This is a genomic window from Streptomyces shaanxiensis (assembly GCF_039537145.1).
Lineage (GTDB): Bacteria > Actinomycetota > Actinomycetes > Streptomycetales > Streptomycetaceae > Streptomyces > Streptomyces shaanxiensis.
Window position 1 is genome coordinate 113,956 of sequence record NZ_BAAAZY010000009.1, and the last position, 17,913, is coordinate 131,868.

A 17,913-nucleotide genomic window follows, 5' to 3' on the forward strand; every position below is an offset into this window, starting at 1 on the left:
ACAAGCCACAACGCACCCGCACCCGGCAACGGGACAAGGCCTCCTACGGCGAAGCCCCTAAAGCACGCACTCAGCCTCGTCGTACCGGTCGGCCGGAACCGTCTTCAACGTCTCCACGGCCTCCGCGAGCGGCACCATCACGATGTCGGTCCCCTGGAGCGCCGTCATGTGACCGAACTCCCCCCGGTGCACCGCCTCCACCGCATGCCACCCGAACCGCGTCGCCAGCACCCGGTCGTACGCGGTGGGCGTACCACCCCGCTGCACATGCCCCAGAATCACCGGCCGCGCCTCCTTGCCGAGCCGCTCCTCCAGCTCGATCGACAGCTGCCGCGCGATCCCGGCGAACCGCTCGTGCCCGTAGATGTCCTTGCCGCCCTCGTCGAACGCCATGGTCCCGGCCCGCGGCTTGGCCCCCTCCGCCGCGACGACGATCGCGAACCGCTTACCGGCCTCGAACCGCTCGCCGACGACCCTGGTCAACTCCTCGATGTCGAAGGGCCGTTCCGGCACGACGATGGCGTGCGCGCCGGCCGCCATGCCGGAGTGCAGCGCGATCCAGCCGGTGTGCCGCCCCATGACCTCGACGACCAGCACCCGCTGGTGCGACTCGGCGGTGGTCTTGAGCCGGTCCAGCGCCTCGGTCGCCACGGTCACCGCCGTGTCGAAGCCGAAGGTGACGTCGGTGACGGCGATGTCGTTGTCGATGGTCTTCGGCACGCCCACGACGGGCAGGCCGCTGTCCGACATCAGCCGGGCGGCCTTCAGCGTGCCCTCGCCGCCGATCGGGATGATCGCGTCGAGGCCGAGCTCCTCGACATGGCCCTTGGCCCGCTCCACGCCGTCCCGCAGATGGGAGGGCTGGACCCGGGAGGAACCGAGGATCGTGCCGCCGCGGGCCAGGATGCCGCCCACCGCGTCGAGGTCGAGCTTGAGGTAGTCGCACTCCAGGAGGCCCTTCCAGCCGTCCCGGAAGCCGATGACCTCGTCGCCGTGGTCGACGACGGCGCGGTGCACGACGGACCGGATGACGGCGTTCAGGCCGGGGCAGTCGCCGCCGGACGTGAGGACACCAATGCGCATAGCCCGAAAAACCTTCTCAACGTGGGCCGGGACCGGACCACGCTGTCCGGCTCGAATCCCCGCCACCCTAGCGGCATCGGGGGGCGGGGCCGAACCCTGCGTCCGCCTGCTGGACGACCCCGCTCACCTGTGCGGATGGGCCGTCAGACGGGCTGGTTACGGCAGCCTGGAAGGCAGATGTACCAACCGTCAGGCAGCCCGCCGCGTCACCGTGTTCAGGCGGGCTGCTGCTGCGCGGCCGCGATGCGCTCGGCGCGCAGCGCCTCGTACCAGCGGTCGTCGGTCGGCGGCAGCGCGTTGACGTCGAGCGCGAGCTTCAGCAGCAGGTCGGCGATCAGCGGGTTCCGCGCGAGCACCGGGCCGTGCATGTACGTACCGAAGACGGTGTCGTTGTACGCCCCCTCCGTGCCGTCGCCCGTGCCGTTGCCGTTGCCCTGGCGGACCTGGGCGAAGGGACGGGCGGTCGGGCCGAGGTGGGTGACGCCCTGGTGGTTCTCGAAGCCGGTCAGCGGCGGCAGCCCCAGGCGCGGGTCGATGTCGCCGAGCACGTCACCGACGCACCGCGCACCCTCACCCCGCACGGACACCACGTCGATCAGCCCGAGGCCTGGCTCACGCTGACCCAGGTCGTTGATGAACTCGTGCCCGAGGATCTGATACCCCGCGCAGACCGAGAACACGATGGCGCCGTTCTCGACGGCCCGGGTCAGACCGCCGTCACGGCGCAGCCGCTCCGCCGCCAGCCGCTGCGGACGGTCCTCGCCGCCGCCGATCAGATAGATGTCGCCGGAGGTCGGGATCGGCTGGTCGCTGCGCACGTCGAGGCGGGCCACGTCGAGGCCGCGCTGCCGCGCCCGGCGCTCCACGACGAGGACGTTGCCCTGGTCGCCGTAGGTGCTGAGGAGGTCCGGGTAGATCCAGACGACCCGCAGTTGGTTGTCGCTCACTTAAGTCCCCTGAAATCTCGTGCTCAGTTGCCGACCCGGCGGCGCAGGTCCTGGAACGCGGTGTAGTTGGCGATGACCTCGATCCGGCCCGGCGGGCACGCCTGCACGGCCTGGTCGAGGTTCTCGCAGACCTGGAACTGCTGGTTCGCGACCTCCAGGCGCACCGCGAGGTCCAGCTTGCGGTCGCCGATGACACAGATCGGGTGCCCGGTCAGGCGCGTGTAGTCGACGTCCCAGAGCCAGGAGGTGTCCGTGCCGTCGGCGCCGCGCGCGTTCACGGAGAGGATCACCGGGGTCGGCGGCGGGTCGATGAGGGAGAACGTCTCGAGCCAGCCGGCCGGGTTCTTGGCGAGCAGCAGCCGCAGATCCCGCTCCTGGAACTGCACGACGTCGTACCGCCCGGCGACGGCCTGCACCTGGTACATGCGCTCCAGGGCGACCTGCGGCGGCACGCCGAACACGGCGGCCACGGCGGCCGAGGACGCGGCGTTGGCCTTGTTGGCGCGCCCGGGCAGCTGCAGATGAATGGGCCAGGCGGACCCGTGCGGGTCGAGGACGTGGTCACCGGACAGCGCCCAGCTGGGCGTGGGCCGCCGGAACCCGCACTCGCCGCAGAACCAGTCGTCTCCCGGCCGCTGCATCACACCACCGCAGGACGGGCAGGACCAGGCGTCGTCCTTCCACATCTGCCCGGCGGCGACCCAGATCACATTGGGGGAGGACGAAGCCGCCCACACGACCAGCGGGTCGTCGGCGTTGGCCACGATCACGGCCTTCGAACCCGCGAGCCCCTCGCGCCAGTTCTCGGCGAGCATCCGGGTCTCGGCGGCGCGGTCCAGCTGGTCGCGGGAGAGGTTGAGCAGTGCGATGCACTTGGGGTCGGTGTCCCGCGCGACCCCGGCGAGGTACTTCTCGTCGACCTCGATGACGCCGTACCGCGACTCCGAGCTGCCCGCGAGCGCCGAGGTGATGCCGGCCGGCATGTTGGCGCCGAGCGCGTTGGACACGACCGGGCCGGCGGCCCGCAGGGCCTCCGCGATGAGCCGGGTCGTGGTGGTCTTGCCGTTGGTCGCCGAGACGAGGACCACGTCCAGGTTCTGCGCGAGCCGCGCGAGAAGGTCGGGGTCGAGTTTGAGCGCCACCCGGCCGCCGATCACCGAACCGCTGCCGCGTCCCGCGGCGCGCGATGCCGCCGCGACCGCCTTGCCCGCGGTCACAGCGAGCTTGGCCCGCGGCGTGAGCGGGTCCGAGTTGCCTGCCATCAGTTCTCGATCCTCCTTGCGTACGCGCCGCGCCTCTGCCCTACGGCAACGTGGTGGTGGTCAGCCTATCGAGATCCATTCGCACTCCCGAATCGCCGTACCCTTGCGGCCATGCGTAATGGCTCCATTCCGGGCACCAACGGGCGCGTCCGGCCTCTCACCCTGCACGGCTCCCCGCTGCTGCGCGAGCCCTGCGACGAGGTGACCGACTTCGGCCCGGAACTCGCGGCACTCGTGGAGGACTTGTTCGCCACGATGTACGCGGCGCAGGGCGTGGGCCTGGCCGCGAACCAGGTGGGGGAGTCCCTCCGGGTGTTCGTGTTCGACTGCCCGGACGACGAGGATGTGCGTCATCTCGGGCACGTGGTGAATCCCCGGCTGGTGGAGGCGGACGGGGTGGTGATCCGCGGGCCGGAGGGATGTCTGTCCCTGCCGGGTCTGGAGGCGGGGACGGAGCGGTACGACCATGCGGTGGTCGAGGGCTTCACGATGACGGGGGAGCCGGTGACGGTCCACGGCACGGGGTTCTTCGCGCGGTGCCTGCAGCACGAGTGCGACCACTTGGACGGCAGGGTGTACGCGGACCGTGTGACGGGCTGGCGCCACAGACGCTTGATGCGTCAAGTGGCACGAGCTTCCTGGCGCCGGTGAGGGGGACGTCCCTCAGAACCCCGGACCGCCCATCTTGTCCCCGGCGGCCGCAAGCCGCCCCCACAGAAGGTCGGCCAGACTGCGCACCAACTCCGCCCGCGAACACGGCCGTTCGCCGAGCCACCAATCCCCGGCGGCATGCATCATCCCGACGATCCCGTGCCCCCACACCCGCGCGAGCTGCTGACTCCCCGGCCCGAGATCCAACCGCTCCTCGATGACGGTGGCCAGCTCCTCGCCCATACGCCGCAGCAGGGGAGCGGAGTGCTTGCCGACGTCGAACCCCTGGTCCCCGACCTGGCCCCCCTCCGCCGGATGCATCAGGAACCGATACACCTGGGGCCGAGCCTCGATCGCCGCGAGGTACGTGTCCAACGTGGCCTCGACCCGCTCACGCCGGTCCGCAGGGGCATCCAACGCCGCTCTCAGTGAATCCAGCAGCGCGTCGGTGTGCCGCTTGGCCAACGCCGCGTAAAGTCCGCCCTTGTCGCCGAAGTGCCGATACAGAATCGGCTTGGTGATGCCGGCCTCCGCCGCGATCGCGTTCATGGAGGCCTGTGGGCCGTCGCGCAGCACCACCCTGTCGGCGGCCTCCAGCAGCTCGCGCCGACGGCGGTCGGCGGACCGTTGCTGATCGGTCCGCTGCGTGGTGTCCATGTGCTCTCCCCACCCGTGCTGAATCGGTGACGCCTGCGCAAACTAACACTCAGCATGCCCTTTCCATCGAATGGGCTGTCGATGAGGCATCGGGAGTTGACTTTACCTACCAGTGAGTAACAAACTAGGGTTACCGCTAGTAACACGCACGTACCGCCGCTGGAGGGGACATGGCCGAGTTCACCATGGAGCTCAACGACGAACAGAAGGAGGTCCGGGACTGGCTGCACGGCTTCGCCGCCGATGTGATCCGCCCCGCGGCCGCCGAATGGGACGAGCGTGAGGAGACTCCCTGGCCGGTCATCCAGGAGGCCGCGAAGGTCGGGATCTACTCGCTCGACTTTTACGCCCAGCAGTACTTCGACCCGACCGGCCTCGGCATCCCCATGGCGATGGAGGAGCTGTTCTGGGGTGACGCGGGCATCGCCCTGTCGATCGTCGGCACCGGTCTCGCGGCCGTCGGTGTGCTGGCCAACGGCACCGAGGAGCAGATCGGCACCTGGGTGCCGCAGATGTACGGCGACGCCAACGATGTCAAGCTCGCCGCGTTCTGCTCCTCCGAGCCCGACGCCGGGTCGGACGTGGCCTCGATGCGTACGCGTGCCGTGTACGACGAGGCCAAGGACGAGTGGGTGATCAACGGCACGAAGACCTGGGCGACCAACGGCGGTATCGCCAACGTCCACGTGGTCGTCGCGGTCGTCGACCCGGAGCTGGGCTCCAAGGGCCACGCGTCCTTCATCGTCCCGCCGAACACGCCGGGCCTGGCCCAGGGCCAGAAGTTCAAGAAGCACGGCATCCGTGCCTCGCACACCGCCGAGGTCATCCTGGACAACGTGCGCGTGCCGGGCTCCTGCCTGCTGGGCGGCAAGCAGAAGCTGGACGAGCGGCTGGCGCGGGCCCGTGAGCGGGCCAAGGCGGGCGGCGAGCGCGTCAAGAACGCCGCGATGGCCACGTTCGAGGCGTCCCGGCCCGCCGTCGGCGCGATGGCCGTCGGCACGGCCCGTGCCGCGTACGAAGTCGCCCTCGACTACGCGATGACGCGTGAGCAGTTCGGGCGGCCCATCATCGACAACCAGGGTGTGGCGTTCCAGCTGGCCGAGATGGCGACGCAGATCGACGCGGCGCGGCTGCTGGTGTGGCGGGCGTCCTGGATGGCGATCAACGGCAAGCCGTTCACGGCGGCCGAGGGGTCGATGTCGAAGCTGTTCGCGAGCGAGACGGCCAAGAAGGTGACGGCTCAGGCGATACAGATCCTGGGTGGAAACGGCTACACGCGGGAGTACCCGGTGGAGCGGATGCACCGGGACAGCGCTATTTACACGATCTTCGAGGGGACGAGTGAGATCCAGCGGCTGGTGATCGCCCGTACGTTGTCGGGTATGCCGATTCGGTAAGCGCCGTAGGGGTTGCCGATGTGATGGAGGACGTCGATGACGGACAACCCCCTCGTGCCGCTGATCGCCCGTGGCGAAGCCGACCGCACCACCACCCTCGCCGCCCTCGCCCTGGAACAGAGCCGCGTGATCCCCGCCGACCGTCGGGCCTTCCTCCATCTGGCCCAACGCGCCACCCCCGACGCCCCCGAGTCCGCCGCCTTCTTCACCCTGCTGGCCGAGGGTGAGGCGCTGGCGGCGGAGCGGCTGGGTGGCTTCGCGGCGGCGTGCGGCGTGAGCGAGGGGCGGGCGGCGGCCTACGAGCCCCTCCCGGGCTGCCAGGCCTACCCCGCGTACGTGGCCTGGCTGGCCCTGAACGCCGCACCGGCCGAAGCGGTCCTGGCGCTCACGGTCAACTTCTCCACCTGGGGCGGCTATTGCGCGACGATCGCCGAGGGCCTGCGACGCCACTACGGCTTCCCGGACGAGGCCTGCGCCTTCTTCGACTTCTTCGCGGAACCGTCCCCGGAGCTGGACCGGAAGGCGACGGAAGCGCTCCGGGCGGGCCGGGACGCCGGGCGACTGGACGAGGCACGCGCACACCAGTACGGCCGGCTGCTCCAGTCCTACGAGGAGATGTTCTGGTCAACGCTGCACGGATCGGCTTCCTGAACCCCTACGGCGCACCCCCGCTGCTGTGCGCGATGCACGCCACGTCGATACGATCCGCGAGCTTCGCCAGCTCAATGGTCAACGCGGCGACCGTGTCCTCGTCGAGCCCGTCCTCCCCGGCCTCGACAAGGTGCAGCCACCGAGCACCCACGGTACGCAGCAGCTTGCTCACATCGACGGCAGCCACCTGCAGGGTCCCGCGGTCGTCGACGATCAGCGGCAGAGTAACTTCGCGGTTCACACCCGGGATCGTAGTCGCGCGGCGCTCACGCACCGTGCCAAACAGTGGTGATGTTGCAGAACTCGCGGATTCCGTGCCCGGACAGCTCACGCCCGTATCCGGACCGCTTCACTCCGCCGAACGGGAACGCCGGATGGGACGCCGTCATCCCGTTGACGAAGACACTCCCGGCCTCCAGATCCCGTACGAAACGGTCGACCTCGGCCTCGTCCCGCGTCCACACGTTCGAACTGAGCCCGAAGGGCGAGTCGTTGGCGATGAGCACCGCCTCGTCCAGGTCGCCCGCCCGGTACAGCGTGGCGACCGGGCCGAACGCCTCCTCCCGGTGGATCCGCATCTCACGGGTGATGCCGGCGATGACGGTGGGCGCGTAGTACCAGCCCGGCAGCTCGGGCCGGCGGAACTGGTGGCCGCCGCACAGCACGTCCGCTCCGCTGCGCCGGGCGTCGTCGACGAGTTCCTCCAGATCGGCCCGCCCCTTCTCGCTCGACAGCGGGCCGACGTCCGTCTCCTCCAGCATCGGGTCGCCGACCACCAGCGCCTTCATGCCCTCGACGAACCGCTCGGCGAAGGCGTCGTAGACGTCCGTGTGCACGATGAACCGCTTGGCGGCGATGCACGACTGCCCGGTGTTCTGCACCCGCGCGGTCACCGCGACCTGCGCGGCGCGGTCGAGGTCGGCCGAGGGCATGACGACGTACGGGTCGCTGCCGCCCAGCTCCAGCACCGTCTTCTTGATCATCTCCCCGGCGGTGGAGGCGACCGCGCGGCCCGCGGGCTCGCTGCCGGTGAGGGTGGCCGCCCTGACCCGCTCGTCGCGCAGCACCTCGTCGACCTGGCCGGAGCCGATGAGCAGGGTCTGGAAGCAGCCCTCGGTGTAGCCCGCGCGGTGGAACAGGTCCTCGATGTAGAGGGCGGTCTGGGGGACGTTCGAGGCGTGCTTCAGCAGGCCGACGTTGCCCGCCATCAGTGCCGGGGCCGCGAAGCGGACGACCTGCCAGAGGGGGAAGTTCCACGGCATCACCGCGAGGATCGGCCCGAGCGGGCGGTAGCGCACCCGCACGCGGGACGCGTTCGAGTCCTTCACGTCGGAGTCGGGCGGCTCCTCGTCGGCGAGCAGTTCCTCCGCGCGCTCGGCGTACCAGCGCATCGCCTTGACGCACTTGGCGGCCTCCGCGCGGGCCTGCTTGACGGGCTTGCCCATCTCGGTGGTCATCATCCGGGCGACGTCCTGCTGGTCCTCTTCCAGGAGATTCGCGGCCTGGAGCAGCAGGCGACCGCGGTCGACGAAGCTCGTCGTCCGGTACGTACGGAACGTGGCCTCGGCGAGCTGGAGCCTGCGCTCGATCTCCTCGGCACCCATGGCCTCGTACGTCTTGAGCGTCTCGCCGTTGGCCGGGTTCACCGTTGCGATGGGCATCCCTGAACCTCCTGGGAGCGGACTTATACTTCGACCTTCCCGCGCGGCGGTGGGTACCGCAACGCGTGTACGGCCGCTCAGGCCGAGTGCTCCGCCAGCCGGTCGAGAAACGCGGCCTGGGCCTTGACGATCACCTCGCGCGCCCGCTCGACGCCCAGCCACTCCACCCGGTCCAGCTCCGGGAACTCCTGCGTCCGGCCCGAGCGCGGCGGCCACTCCATGACGAACGTGCCGGGGACGACCGTCGCCGGGTCGAGGTCGGCCTCGACCGCCCACACCGTGACGATCTTGCCGCCGGCCTGCTTGACCTCGCCGAGGGGTACGGCCTCCCCGTCCGGCGGCGCCAGCCCCAGCTCCTCCTGGAACTCACGGCGGGCCGCGTCCCAGGCCGGCTCGTCGGGTTCGTACTCGCCCTTCGGGACCGTCCACGCCCCGGCGTCCCGCTTGGCGAAGAACGGGCCGCCCATATGGCCGAGCAACACCTCCATGCCGCCATCGGTGTGGCGGAAGAGCAGCAGGCCCGCGCTGCGCCGCTCCCTGGACGGTGTCACGGCTTCACCTCCGGGTGGGTGGCGAGCAGGGTCTCGACCGTATCGGCGTCCTCCGGCCGTTTGTCCTCGCGGTAGCGGACCACGCGGGCGAAGCGCAGGGTCACGCCGGCCGGGTAGCGGGTGGAGCGCTGCAGACCGTCGTAGGCGATCTCGACGACGAGTTCGGGGCGTACGGTCACCACCCACTCGCCGCTTTCCACGGCGAGTTCCTGGAGCCGTTCGGTCTGCCAGGTCAGCATCGCGTCGGTCATGCCCTTGAAGGTCTTGCCGAGCATGGCGAAACCACCGTCCGCCGTGCGCGCCCCGAGGTGCAGGTTGGACAGCTTGCCGGTCCTGCGGCCGTGGCCCCACTCGGCGGCCAGCACCACCAGGTCGAGGGTGTGGACGGGTTTGACCTTCAGCCAGGAGGCGCCGCGCCGGCCCGCGCTGTAGGGAGCGTCGAGGGCCTTGACGACCACGCCCTCGTGGCCGCGCCGCAGGGTCTCGGCGAGGAAGTCCTCGGCCCGCGGCAGGTCCTCCGGCCCGGACACCCGCGCACGGCGCACCCGCATCGGTTCGGGGACCAGCCGGGCGAGCTCCGCGTGCCGCTCGGTGAAGGGCAGGTCGAGCAGGTCGTGGTCGTCGACGGACAGGGCGTCGAAGAAGACGGGGGAGACGGGGACCTCCCGCGCCGCCGCCGTCACGTCCACGCGGGAGCCGACGCGGCCCGCGGTCTCCTGGAACGAACGGGGGCGGCCCGCGTCGTCGAAGGCGATCACCTCGCCGTCCAGGATGAAGCGGCCGCCCCTCAACTCCAGTGCGGCGGCGGTCAGTTCGGGCAGGCGGTCGGTGATGTCGTCGAGGGTGCGGGTGTAGAGCCGTACCGTGTCGCCCTCGCGGTGGACCTGGACGCGGATGCCGTCCAGCTTCTCCTCGACCACGCAGGAACCCAGTTTGTCGACCGCCTCGGCCACCGAGGAGGCGGTGTGCGCCAGCATCGGCAGGACCGGGCGGCCGACGGTGAGCCGGAAGCGGGCGAGGGCGGCGGGGCCGTCGGCGAGCAGGGCCTCGGCCACCGTCTGGAGCGACCCGGCGAGCATCACCGCCCGGCGTACCTCCGCCGACGGTGCCTCGGTCGCCTGCGCCAGACCCTCCACCGCCACCGCGTCCAGCGCGCCCTGCCGTACCTCGCCGGTGATCAGCCCGAACAGGAACCGCTGCTCGTCCTGCGTGGCCGCCCCCATCAACTCACCGACGAGGCGGGCGCGTTCGGCCTGCGAGCCGGTGCCGGACACCTTGCCGAGCTCGGTCAGCCGGGCGTCGACCTCGCGCACGGTCAGGGTCGGTTCGGCGGCCGGAGCGACGGGGCGGCTCAGCACCTTCCAGCCGATGCCGAGCCGCCCCTGCGGGAGCCGTCCCGCCAGATACGGGATGACGATCGGCACGTCGTCCGCCTCGGCGTCCCGGAACAGCTCCGCCAGCAGAGCGATCTTCCGGGAGCGCGCCGAGGTCGCGGCGACCTCCTGGGACACACGGGCCAGCCGGGTCAGCAGCATGCAGCCATCCTGCAACGGAGGAGGGCGCTTTACACCCGGACGGACGCGGCTCTATGCCGGCACGGCCGCGTCGAGGTCGTTCATCAGCAGCTCCCCGTTGATGAATGCCCCCGCCCGGTAACCGCCCGCAGCCGCGTTCACGACCTGCTCGGCGAAGCCCATGGCGTTGCCGACCGCCCAGACACCGGGGACCGTCGTCAGGCCGGTCCCGTCGACCACCGGGTACGCGCCGAACGGGGTCTCGGTCAGCTCGGCGCCCAGGCGCTCCAGCAGATCCGTCTGCGGGACGGCGCGCGGCGCGGTGAACACGACCTCGCGCGCGTGCACCGTGCCGTCCGCCAGGCGCACGCCCGTGAGCCGGTCGTCCTCGGTCACCAGCTCCGCCACCGCGCCGGGCACCACCTTCACCCCGGCCGCCGCGAGCCTGCGCAGGTCGTCGTCCGAGAGATCCGACTCGGCGACCTCGTGCAGGAAGAAGGCCACGTCCTTCGACCACTGCGACACCATGAGCGCCTGGTGCACGCTCATCGACGTGGTCGCCAGCACGCCGAAGGCCCGGTCGCGGACCTCCCAGCCGTGGCAGTAAGGGCAGTGCAGGACGTCCTTGCCGAAGCGCTCGGCGACGCCGGGGACCTCCGGCAGCTCGTCCTTGAGGCCGGTGGCGATGACGATCCGGCGGGCGTGCACATGCCGTCCACTCGCCAGCGCGACCGCGAAGTCCTTGCCACGTGTGACGTCCACCGCCCGGTCCCGGACCAGCTCGACGCCGTACCGCGCGATCTCCTCGCGCCCGACGGCCAGGAACTCGGCGGGCGGCATGCCGTCCCGGGACAGATATCCCTGCATATGGGCGGCCGGCGCGTTGCGTGGTTCGCCCGCGTCGATCACCAGCGTGCGCCGCCGCGCGCGGCCCAGGACCAGCGCCGCGGACAGGCCCGCCGCGCCACCGCCGATGACGATCACTTCGTACGTTCCGGTCATGGTGACCACCTCCACCTCGACCGTGCCGCGCGGGGTGCGGCATTGACAAACAAGTTTGCCGAACCTGCAATACGCGTATGACTACCGACGACGTTCTCGCGGGCGTGGGCCCCAGGCTGCGGCAGATGCGGAAGGAGCGGGAGGTGACTCTCGCGTCGCTGTCCGAGGCGACCGGCATCTCGGTCAGCACGCTCTCCCGGCTGGAGTCCGGCCTGCGCAAGCCCAGCCTGGAGCTGTTGCTGCCGATCGCGCAGGCCCACCAGGTGCCGCTGGACGAGCTGGTCGGGACGCCGCCGGTGGGGGATCCGCGGGTGCGGGCCAAGCCCCTCGAGCGGCACGGGCGCACCTACTGGCCGCTCACCCGGCAGCCCGGTGGCCTCCAGGCCTTCAAGGTGCTGGTGCCGCAGGGCACGGAAGAGCCCGAGCCGCGCACCCATGAGGGCTACGAGTGGTTGTACGTGCTGTCCGGGCGGCTGCGGGTCGTGCTGGGCGAACACGACGTGGTGCTGACGGCCGGAGAGGCGGCGGAGTTCGACACGCGGGTGCCGCACTGGTTCGGGTCGACGGGGGAGGGGCCGGCGGAGTTCCTGAGCCTGTTCGGGCCGCAGGGGGAGCGGATGCACGTACGGGCGAAGCCCCGGCGGTCGTGACGTACGCCGGTCGCGACGCACGCCGCTCGTGACACCCGCTACTGTTCCGCGGCGACCTGTTCCCTGAATGGCAAGCGACCGCTTAGTATGCGAACCGACCCCGGTCAGACGAAGCAGTCCCGTGGAGGCCCCGCATGCAGGCATGGCAAGTGCACGAGAACGGCGAGCCGGGCGAGGTGATGCGCCTCGCGGACGTCGAGACGCCCACGCCCGGTGACGGCCAGGTCCTGCTGAAGGTGCGTGCCGCGAACATCAACTTCCCGGACGCGCTGCTGTGCCGGGGCCACTACCAGGTCCGGCCGCCGCTGCCCTTCACGCCCGGCGTGGAGATCTGCGGCGAGACCGAGGACGGGCGCCGCGTCCTCGCCAACCCCGCGCTGCCGTACGGCGGTTTCGCCGAGTACACCGTCGCGGACGCGGCCGCCGTCCTGCCCGCGCCCGACGCGCTGGACGACGCCGAGGCCGCCGCCCTGCACATCGGCTACCAGACCGGCTGGTTCGGGCTGCACCGGCGGGCCGGTCTTGAAGCCGGCGAGACGCTGCTGGTCCACGCTGCCGCAGGAGGGGTCGGCAGCGCGGCCGTGCAGCTCGGGAAGGCGGCCGGGGCGAGGGTCATCGGTGTCGTGGGCGGCGCGGACAAGGCGGCCGTGGCCCGGGAGCTGGGCTGTGACGTCGTCGTCGACCGGCGCTCCGAGGACGTCATCGGCGCCGTCAAGGAGGCCACCGGTGGCCGGGGCGCCGATGTCATCTACGACCCCGTCGGCGGCGAGGCCTACACCCAGTCCGCCAAGGTCGTCGCCTTCGAGGGCCGCATCGTGGTCGTCGGCTTCGCGAGCGGGTCGATCCCCAGCCCGGCGCTCAACCACGCCCTGGTGAAGAACTACTCGATCCTCGGTCTGCACTGGGGCCTGTACAACACCAAGAACCCGAAGCTGATCCAGCACTGCCACGAGCAGCTCACCGAGCTGGCCGCGCGGGGTGCGATCAAGCCGCTGGTGAGCGAGCGCGTCCCGCTGGGCGGGGCCGCTGCCGCCGTACAACGGGTCGCCGACGGCGTCACCACGGGGCGCGTCGCCGTGATCCCCGGACTCACCGAAGGAGGAGCGGCATGACCGACGCCGCCGAACTGCGCCGCCGCACGGCGGAGTTGCTGGCCGCCCACCCGCCGGCCACCACCGACCGCCTGGACTTCCTGCGCGCCCGTTTCGACGCGGGGCTCGCATGGGTGCACTACCCCGAAGGGCTCGGCGGACTCGGTGCGCCCCGCTCCCTCCAGGTCGTCGTGGACGCCGAGCTGGAGGCCGCGGGCGCCCCGGACAACGACCCGCGCCGTATCGGCATCGGGCTGGGCATGGCCGCGCCGACGATCCTCAAGTACGGCACCGAGGAGCAGAAGCAGCGGTTCCTGCGGCCCCTGTGGACCGGTGAGGAGGTCTGGTGCCAGCTCTTCAGCGAGCCCGGCGCCGGATCCGACCTCGCGGCGCTCGGTACGCGGGCCGTCCGGGAGGGCGACGACTGGGTCGTCAACGGGCAGAAGGTGTGGACGTCCAGCGCGCACGTCGCCCGCTGGGCCATCCTCATCGCCCGCACCGACCCGGACGTGCCCAAGCACGCGGGCATCACGTACTTCCTGTGCGACATGACCGACCCCGGCGTCGAGGTCAGGCCGCTGCGCCAGATCACCGGCGAGGCCGAGTTCAACGAGGTCTTCCTGACCGACGTCCGCGTCCCGGACGCGCGGCGCCTCGGCGAGATCGGCGCCGGCTGGAAGGTCGCGCAGACCACGCTGAACAACGAGCGCGTCGCCATCGGCGGTATGCGGCTGCCCCGCGAGGGCGGCATGATCGGCCCCGTGGCGAAGACCTGGCGCGAGCGGCCCGAGCTGCGCACCCACGACCTGCACCAGCGGCTGCTGAAGATGTGGGTGGAGTCCGAGGTCTCCCGCCTCACCGCGGAGCGGCTGCGCCAGCAGCTCGTCGCGGGCCAGCCCGGCCCCGAGGGCGCCGGCATGAAGCTCGCCTTCGCCCGCCTCAACCAGGAGATCAGCGGCCTCGAGGTCGAACTCCGGGGCGAGGAAGGCCTGTTGTACGACGACTGGACCATGCGGCGCCCGGAGCTGGTGGACTTCGTCGGCCGCGACGCCGGCTACCGCTACCTCCGCTCCAAGGGGAACAGCATCGAGGGCGGGACCAGCGAGGTCCTGCTGAACATCGTCGCCGAGCGCGTCCTGGGCCTGCCGTCCGAGCCGCGCACCGACAAGGACGTCGCCTGGAAGGACCTCGCCCGATGAGCACACAGCCCGACCTGCTGTACTCCGAGGAGGAAGAGGCGCTGCGGGCCGCCGTACGGGACCTGCTCGCCGACCACTGCGACGCGCCCGGCGTCATCGCCCGCACCGAGTCGGACGCCCCGCACGACCTGGCTGCCTGGAAGGCGCTCGCCGACGGCATGGGCCTCGCCGGGCTCCTGGTCCCGGAGGCGCAGGGCGGCCAGGGTGCCACGCACCGCGAAGTCGCCGTCGTACTGGAGGAGTTGGGGCGCGCGGTCGCTCCGGTGCCGTACCTGACCAGCGCGGTCGTGGCCACCGAGGCACTGCTCGGCTGCGAGACCGACGGGGGCCTGCTCGCCGAGCTGGCGTCGGGGCGGAAGATCGGTGCCCTCGCCGTCGCCCTGAACGTCGCCCCAGGCGGCGCCCACAAGGTCGTACGGCATCAAGACGGCGCCCTGCACGGGGAGTTGACCGGCATCGCGGACGCGTCCGCCGCCGACGTGCTGCTCGTGCCGGCGGACGACGGCGGTCTGTACGCCGTGGACGCCGGCGCCGTGACCGTCACCCCGCAGGCGTCCCTGGACCTGACCCGGCCGGTGGCGAAGGTCAGCCTGGACGGGGCGCCCGGCCGTCTGCTGGGGGACGCCGAGCCCGCCGTGCGCCGCGCCCTGCGCGCCGGTGCCGGGCTGCTCGCCTCCGAGCAGCTCGGGCTCGCCGACTGGACGTTGACCGAGACGGTCCGCTATCTGAAGGACCGCAAGCAGTTCAACCGTCCCGTCGGCGGCTTCCAGGCCCTCAAGCACCGGCTCGCGCAGCTGTGGCTGGAGGTCGTCAACCTGCGCGCGGCCGCCCGCAACGCCGCTGACGCGCTTGCCTCCGGCGAGGACGTCGAGGTGGCGGTCGCCGTCGCCCAGGCCTACGCGGCGCACGTCGCCGTGCACGCCGCCGAGGAGGCCGTGCAGTTGCACGGCGGTCTCGGGATGACCTGGGAGCACCCGGCGCATCTGTACCTGAAGCGGGCCAAGGCCGACTCGATCGCCTACGGCACGGCGGGCGCCCACCGCGAGGCACTGGCCGAACTCGTCGACCTCGCGGCTCCCTGACGTACACCTGAGCGAACCACGCGAAAAGCCCGCCCGACCTGGGGCGGGCTTTTTCGTGTGCCCTGCACCGATGAAGTGAACGCAGGACGGCAGTCCGGCCAACTCGCCGCTCAGCTCTGCTGTTTGGGCGTTCGGGATCGCATACTCGCAGCGGTTCCCCACGTCCGAAACGCCCCTGTCAGGGAGGCAGAGCATGGCCCTCTCCACTCGTCGCAGAGCCCTCACGACCCTCGGCGCCGCCCTCGCCGGGACGGTCGCCCTGCCCGCGACCCGTGCACTGGCCGGTGAACACAAGCACCGCCCGCGTCCGTTGTGGCGGGCGCACGCCCACAACGACTACGAGCACCCGCGTCCGCTCCTCGACGCCCTCGACCACCGCTTCGGCAGCCTCGAGGCCGACATCTACCTGGTGGGCGACCAGCTCCTCGTCGCCCACGACCCCGAGGACCTCGACCCCGCCCGCACCCTGGAGTCCCTGTACCTCGACCCGCTGGCCGCCCGCGTCCGCGCCAACCACGGGTCCGTTTATCGGGGTTACCGCAGGCCGATCCAGCTCCTCATCGACATCAAGACCGAGGGCTCGTCGACGTACCTCGAACTCGACAAGCACCTGCGGCGCTACAAGCATCTGTTCACGACGTACGCCCACGGACGTGTGTACCAGGGCCCGGTCACCGCCGTGATCTCCGGCGACCGTGCGGCCCGTGTGCCGATGGAGGCCCAGACCGTCCGCCGGGCCTTCTACGACGGCCGCCTCGCCGACCTCGGCAGCAGCGCGCCCGCCTCCTTCATCCCGCTGATCAGCGACAACTGGACGCTCAACTTCACCTGGCGCGGCGTGGGCGCCTTCCCGGACGCCGAGCGGGAGAAGCTGCACGGCATCGTCCGGTCGGCCCACTCACGCGGGCAGAAGGTGCGCTTCTGGGCGACCCCGGACGTGGCCGGACCCGCCCGGGACGCCCTGTGGGGCGAACTGCTCGCCGCCGACGTCGACTTCCTCAACACCGACGACCTCGCCGGTCTGGAGGCCTTCCTCGACGCCCACCGGGCGGTCTAGCCCTTTCCCGCGGAACACCACACGTTCGGAGGACAGGTCAGCCGCCCGGACGAACCCTCCGCTACGCCACACTTGCGGCCGAACGCCGTGAACCGGGATGAGGCGGCGTGGCGGAGGAGGTTGACGATGGCCATTTCCATCTCTGTGGTGTTGCTGCTGTTCGTCCTGGCGGTGATCTTCGTCCGCAACGGCGGGCTGAAGATCACCCATGCGATCGTGTGCCTGCTGCTCGGCTTCTACCTGGCCAGCACCAGCATGGCGCCCACCATCAACAGCGGTCTGACGGCCACGGCGGACATCGTCAGCAGCCTCAGACCATGACCCTGACCGTCATCGGGTCGAGAAGACTCCGATGCCGTTGGGGACGGGGCGTTCCCGCCCGTCGGACGGATGGTTCCGTACGGACACCGTCGCCGCTCCCGGCTCGCGGGCGACCAGTGTCGACGAACCGCCGCCGTCCAGGCTGAAGGCGTCCACCGAGCCCAACTTCCGCATGAAGGACGCCACTTCGGCGATCGTCAGACCGGTGCGGTACTGGGGTGCGCCGTCCAGCGCGAGCAGCACGATGCGCCGTCCCCGGTCCGCGATGCCCACCGCGGTGCGCACGGCCCCTGTCCTCGCGTCCAGACCGGGCAGCGGCCGGCCGTCGTCGAGAACGGGGTAGCCGCCGAGGGCGAAGCGGTACGCGACCCGGGACGCCGACGCCACCAGCCGGTGCCGTACCTTCACCCGCTCGCCCGCGGCCAGCTTCCGCAGCTTCTGCGCGCCCGCCTCGCGGCCCACGAGGACCGTCGTGTCCGGGGCGATCGGCCCGCTGCCGGGGGACTCTGCGGTCGACACGACCCGGCCCTTGCGCACCGTCACCTCATAGGTGTCGGTGCTGCACGGCGCCGCCCGGTCCGTGTCCGTGCCGCAGGTCGCGCGCACCCGGGAGACGCTGCCCCACTTGGCCGTGAACGCCCCGATGGAGCCCACCGGCAGCGCGTACTGGTTGAGTCCGCGCAGCGGCAGCCGGCCCTTGGCCGTACGGATCGAGCCGGCGAGGCTCAGGTCGTCGAGCCGGGCCCGGCGGTCGACGCCCACCCCGAACACGTCCTCGGTGCTCGTGCCGGGCGGCAGTGCCGGACCGAAACGCTGGCCGTCCGGCACCGCCGCCTTCAGTGCCCGCCCGCGCGCGATCGCCGGTCCCACGGTCGCGCCGGTCGCCTGGACGCCCGGATGCTGGGTCTCGCTGATGTTGAAGAAGTCGCCGTTCACGCCCGCGACGGCGCCCTGCGCGGTCGCCTGCTGCGAGACGGTGGCCCGCGCCGCCACCGCCCCGGGGTGCAGCAGATCGAGACGTACCCGAGGATTGCGCAGGTCGACGGTGAGCACGTGGGCGTGTGCCGGGCCCTTCAGCGCCGCGATGTCGAACTCCTCGTACCGCACGCCCGGCGCGATCTCGGTGGCCCGCTGCGC

19 protein-coding genes are annotated in these 17,913 nt (G+C 71.3%); 9 read left to right on the plus strand and 10 right to left on the minus strand.

Features of this window, described 5'->3' with window-relative positions; genetic code table 11:
* Positions 1-57: 57 nt before the first annotated feature.
* From ABD932_RS13580 to ABD932_RS13590, 3 genes are all read right to left on the minus strand, one after another.
* Positions 58-1,083: a 6-phosphofructokinase gene (locus ABD932_RS13580; RefSeq protein WP_345012203.1), complete on the minus strand. Its 1,026-nt coding sequence runs from the start codon at positions 1,081-1,083 to the stop codon at positions 58-60.
* A 215-nt stretch (positions 1,084-1,298) separates the two neighbouring features.
* Complete coding sequence (locus tag ABD932_RS13585; RefSeq protein ID WP_345012206.1) at positions 1,299-2,030, minus strand: type 1 glutamine amidotransferase; 732 nt, start codon at positions 2,028-2,030, stop codon at positions 1,299-1,301.
* A 23-nt stretch (positions 2,031-2,053) separates the two neighbouring features.
* Complete coding sequence (locus tag ABD932_RS13590) at positions 2,054-3,292, minus strand: MurT ligase domain-containing protein (RefSeq protein WP_250080986.1); 1,239 nt, start codon at positions 3,290-3,292, stop codon at positions 2,054-2,056.
* 111 nt (positions 3,293-3,403) lie between these two features.
* On the opposite strand from ABD932_RS13590, the gene def reads away from it, so the two are divergent.
* The gene (def, locus tag ABD932_RS13595; protein ID WP_345012210.1) at positions 3,404-3,943 is read left to right on the plus strand and encodes a peptide deformylase; all 540 of its coding nucleotides are present in this window, start codon (positions 3,404-3,406) and stop codon (positions 3,941-3,943) included.
* Positions 3,944-3,955: 12 nt separating this feature from the next.
* Here def and ABD932_RS13600 read toward each other — a convergent pair whose 3' ends face one another.
* Entirely contained in the window at positions 3,956-4,600 is a 645-nt protein-coding gene (locus ABD932_RS13600) for a TetR/AcrR family transcriptional regulator (protein WP_345012212.1), read from the minus strand.
* Positions 4,601-4,770: 170 nt separating this feature from the next.
* On the opposite strand from ABD932_RS13600, the gene ABD932_RS13605 reads away from it, so the two are divergent.
* Together ABD932_RS13605 and ABD932_RS13610 are read left to right on the plus strand one after the other, a co-directional pair.
* Positions 4,771-5,997: an acyl-CoA dehydrogenase family protein gene (locus ABD932_RS13605; protein WP_345012214.1), complete on the plus strand. Its 1,227-nt coding sequence runs from the start codon at positions 4,771-4,773 to the stop codon at positions 5,995-5,997.
* Positions 5,998-6,033: 36 nt separating this feature from the next.
* Entirely contained in the window at positions 6,034-6,648 is a 615-nt protein-coding gene (locus ABD932_RS13610; protein WP_345012216.1) for a TenA family protein, read from the plus strand.
* 4 nt (positions 6,649-6,652) lie between these two features.
* On the opposite strand, the gene ABD932_RS13615 is transcribed toward ABD932_RS13610, so the two are convergent.
* The 5 genes from ABD932_RS13615 to ABD932_RS13635 form a co-directional block, all read right to left on the minus strand.
* A complete protein-coding gene (locus ABD932_RS13615) occupies positions 6,653-6,889 on the minus strand; it encodes a DUF6213 family protein (RefSeq protein ID WP_345012218.1) in 237 nt (78 codons plus the stop codon).
* Between the two features lie 25 nt (positions 6,890-6,914).
* A complete protein-coding gene (locus ABD932_RS13620) occupies positions 6,915-8,309 on the minus strand; it encodes an NADP-dependent succinic semialdehyde dehydrogenase (RefSeq protein WP_345012220.1) in 1,395 nt (464 codons plus the stop codon).
* Positions 8,310-8,386: 77 nt separating this feature from the next.
* Entirely contained in the window at positions 8,387-8,860 is a 474-nt protein-coding gene (locus ABD932_RS13625) for an NUDIX hydrolase (RefSeq protein WP_345012222.1), read from the minus strand.
* Positions 8,857-10,395 carry an ATP-dependent DNA ligase gene (locus ABD932_RS13630; protein ID WP_345012224.1) on the minus strand — a complete coding sequence of 513 codons (1,539 nt, stop codon included), beginning with the start codon at positions 10,393-10,395 and terminating at the stop codon, positions 8,857-8,859. Before ABD932_RS13630 ends, ABD932_RS13625 begins: the two co-directional genes overlap by 4 nt.
* A 51-nt stretch (positions 10,396-10,446) precedes the next feature.
* Entirely contained in the window at positions 10,447-11,376 is a 930-nt protein-coding gene (locus tag ABD932_RS13635; RefSeq protein WP_345012226.1) for an NAD(P)/FAD-dependent oxidoreductase, read from the minus strand.
* 77 nt (positions 11,377-11,453) lie between these two features.
* On the opposite strand from ABD932_RS13635, the gene ABD932_RS13640 reads away from it, so the two are divergent.
* The 6 genes from ABD932_RS13640 (at position 11,454) to ABD932_RS13665 (ending at position 16,776) form a co-directional block, all read left to right on the plus strand.
* Positions 11,454-12,026, plus strand: coding sequence for a helix-turn-helix domain-containing protein (locus ABD932_RS13640; protein WP_345012228.1), 573 nt, complete (start codon positions 11,454-11,456; stop codon positions 12,024-12,026).
* A 134-nt stretch (positions 12,027-12,160) separates the two neighbouring features.
* Positions 12,161-13,138 (plus strand): NADPH:quinone oxidoreductase family protein, encoded by a 978-nt coding sequence (locus tag ABD932_RS13645; RefSeq protein ID WP_345012230.1) that lies wholly within the window; start codon positions 12,161-12,163, stop codon positions 13,136-13,138.
* Positions 13,135-14,316, plus strand: a complete 1,182-nt coding sequence (locus ABD932_RS13650; protein WP_345012232.1) for an acyl-CoA dehydrogenase family protein — start codon at positions 13,135-13,137, stop codon at positions 14,314-14,316. Before ABD932_RS13645 ends, ABD932_RS13650 begins: the two co-directional genes overlap by 4 nt.
* On the plus strand, positions 14,313-15,398 hold the full coding sequence (locus ABD932_RS13655; RefSeq protein ID WP_345012234.1) for an acyl-CoA dehydrogenase family protein: 1,086 nt from the start codon (positions 14,313-14,315) through the stop codon (positions 15,396-15,398). Before ABD932_RS13650 ends, ABD932_RS13655 begins: the two co-directional genes overlap by 4 nt.
* 193 nt (positions 15,399-15,591) lie before the next feature.
* On the plus strand, positions 15,592-16,455 hold the full coding sequence (locus tag ABD932_RS13660) for a phosphatidylinositol-specific phospholipase C/glycerophosphodiester phosphodiesterase family protein (RefSeq protein ID WP_345012236.1): 864 nt from the start codon (positions 15,592-15,594) through the stop codon (positions 16,453-16,455).
* Positions 16,456-16,581: 126 nt separating this feature from the next.
* Positions 16,582-16,776, plus strand: coding sequence for a hypothetical protein (locus tag ABD932_RS13665; protein WP_093903922.1), 195 nt, complete (start codon positions 16,582-16,584; stop codon positions 16,774-16,776).
* 9 nt (positions 16,777-16,785) lie between these two features.
* On the opposite strand, the gene ABD932_RS13670 is transcribed toward ABD932_RS13665, so the two are convergent.
* On the minus strand, positions 16,786-17,913 hold a 1,128-nt coding region (locus ABD932_RS13670), incomplete at its 5' end, for a phosphodiester glycosidase family protein (RefSeq protein ID WP_345012241.1).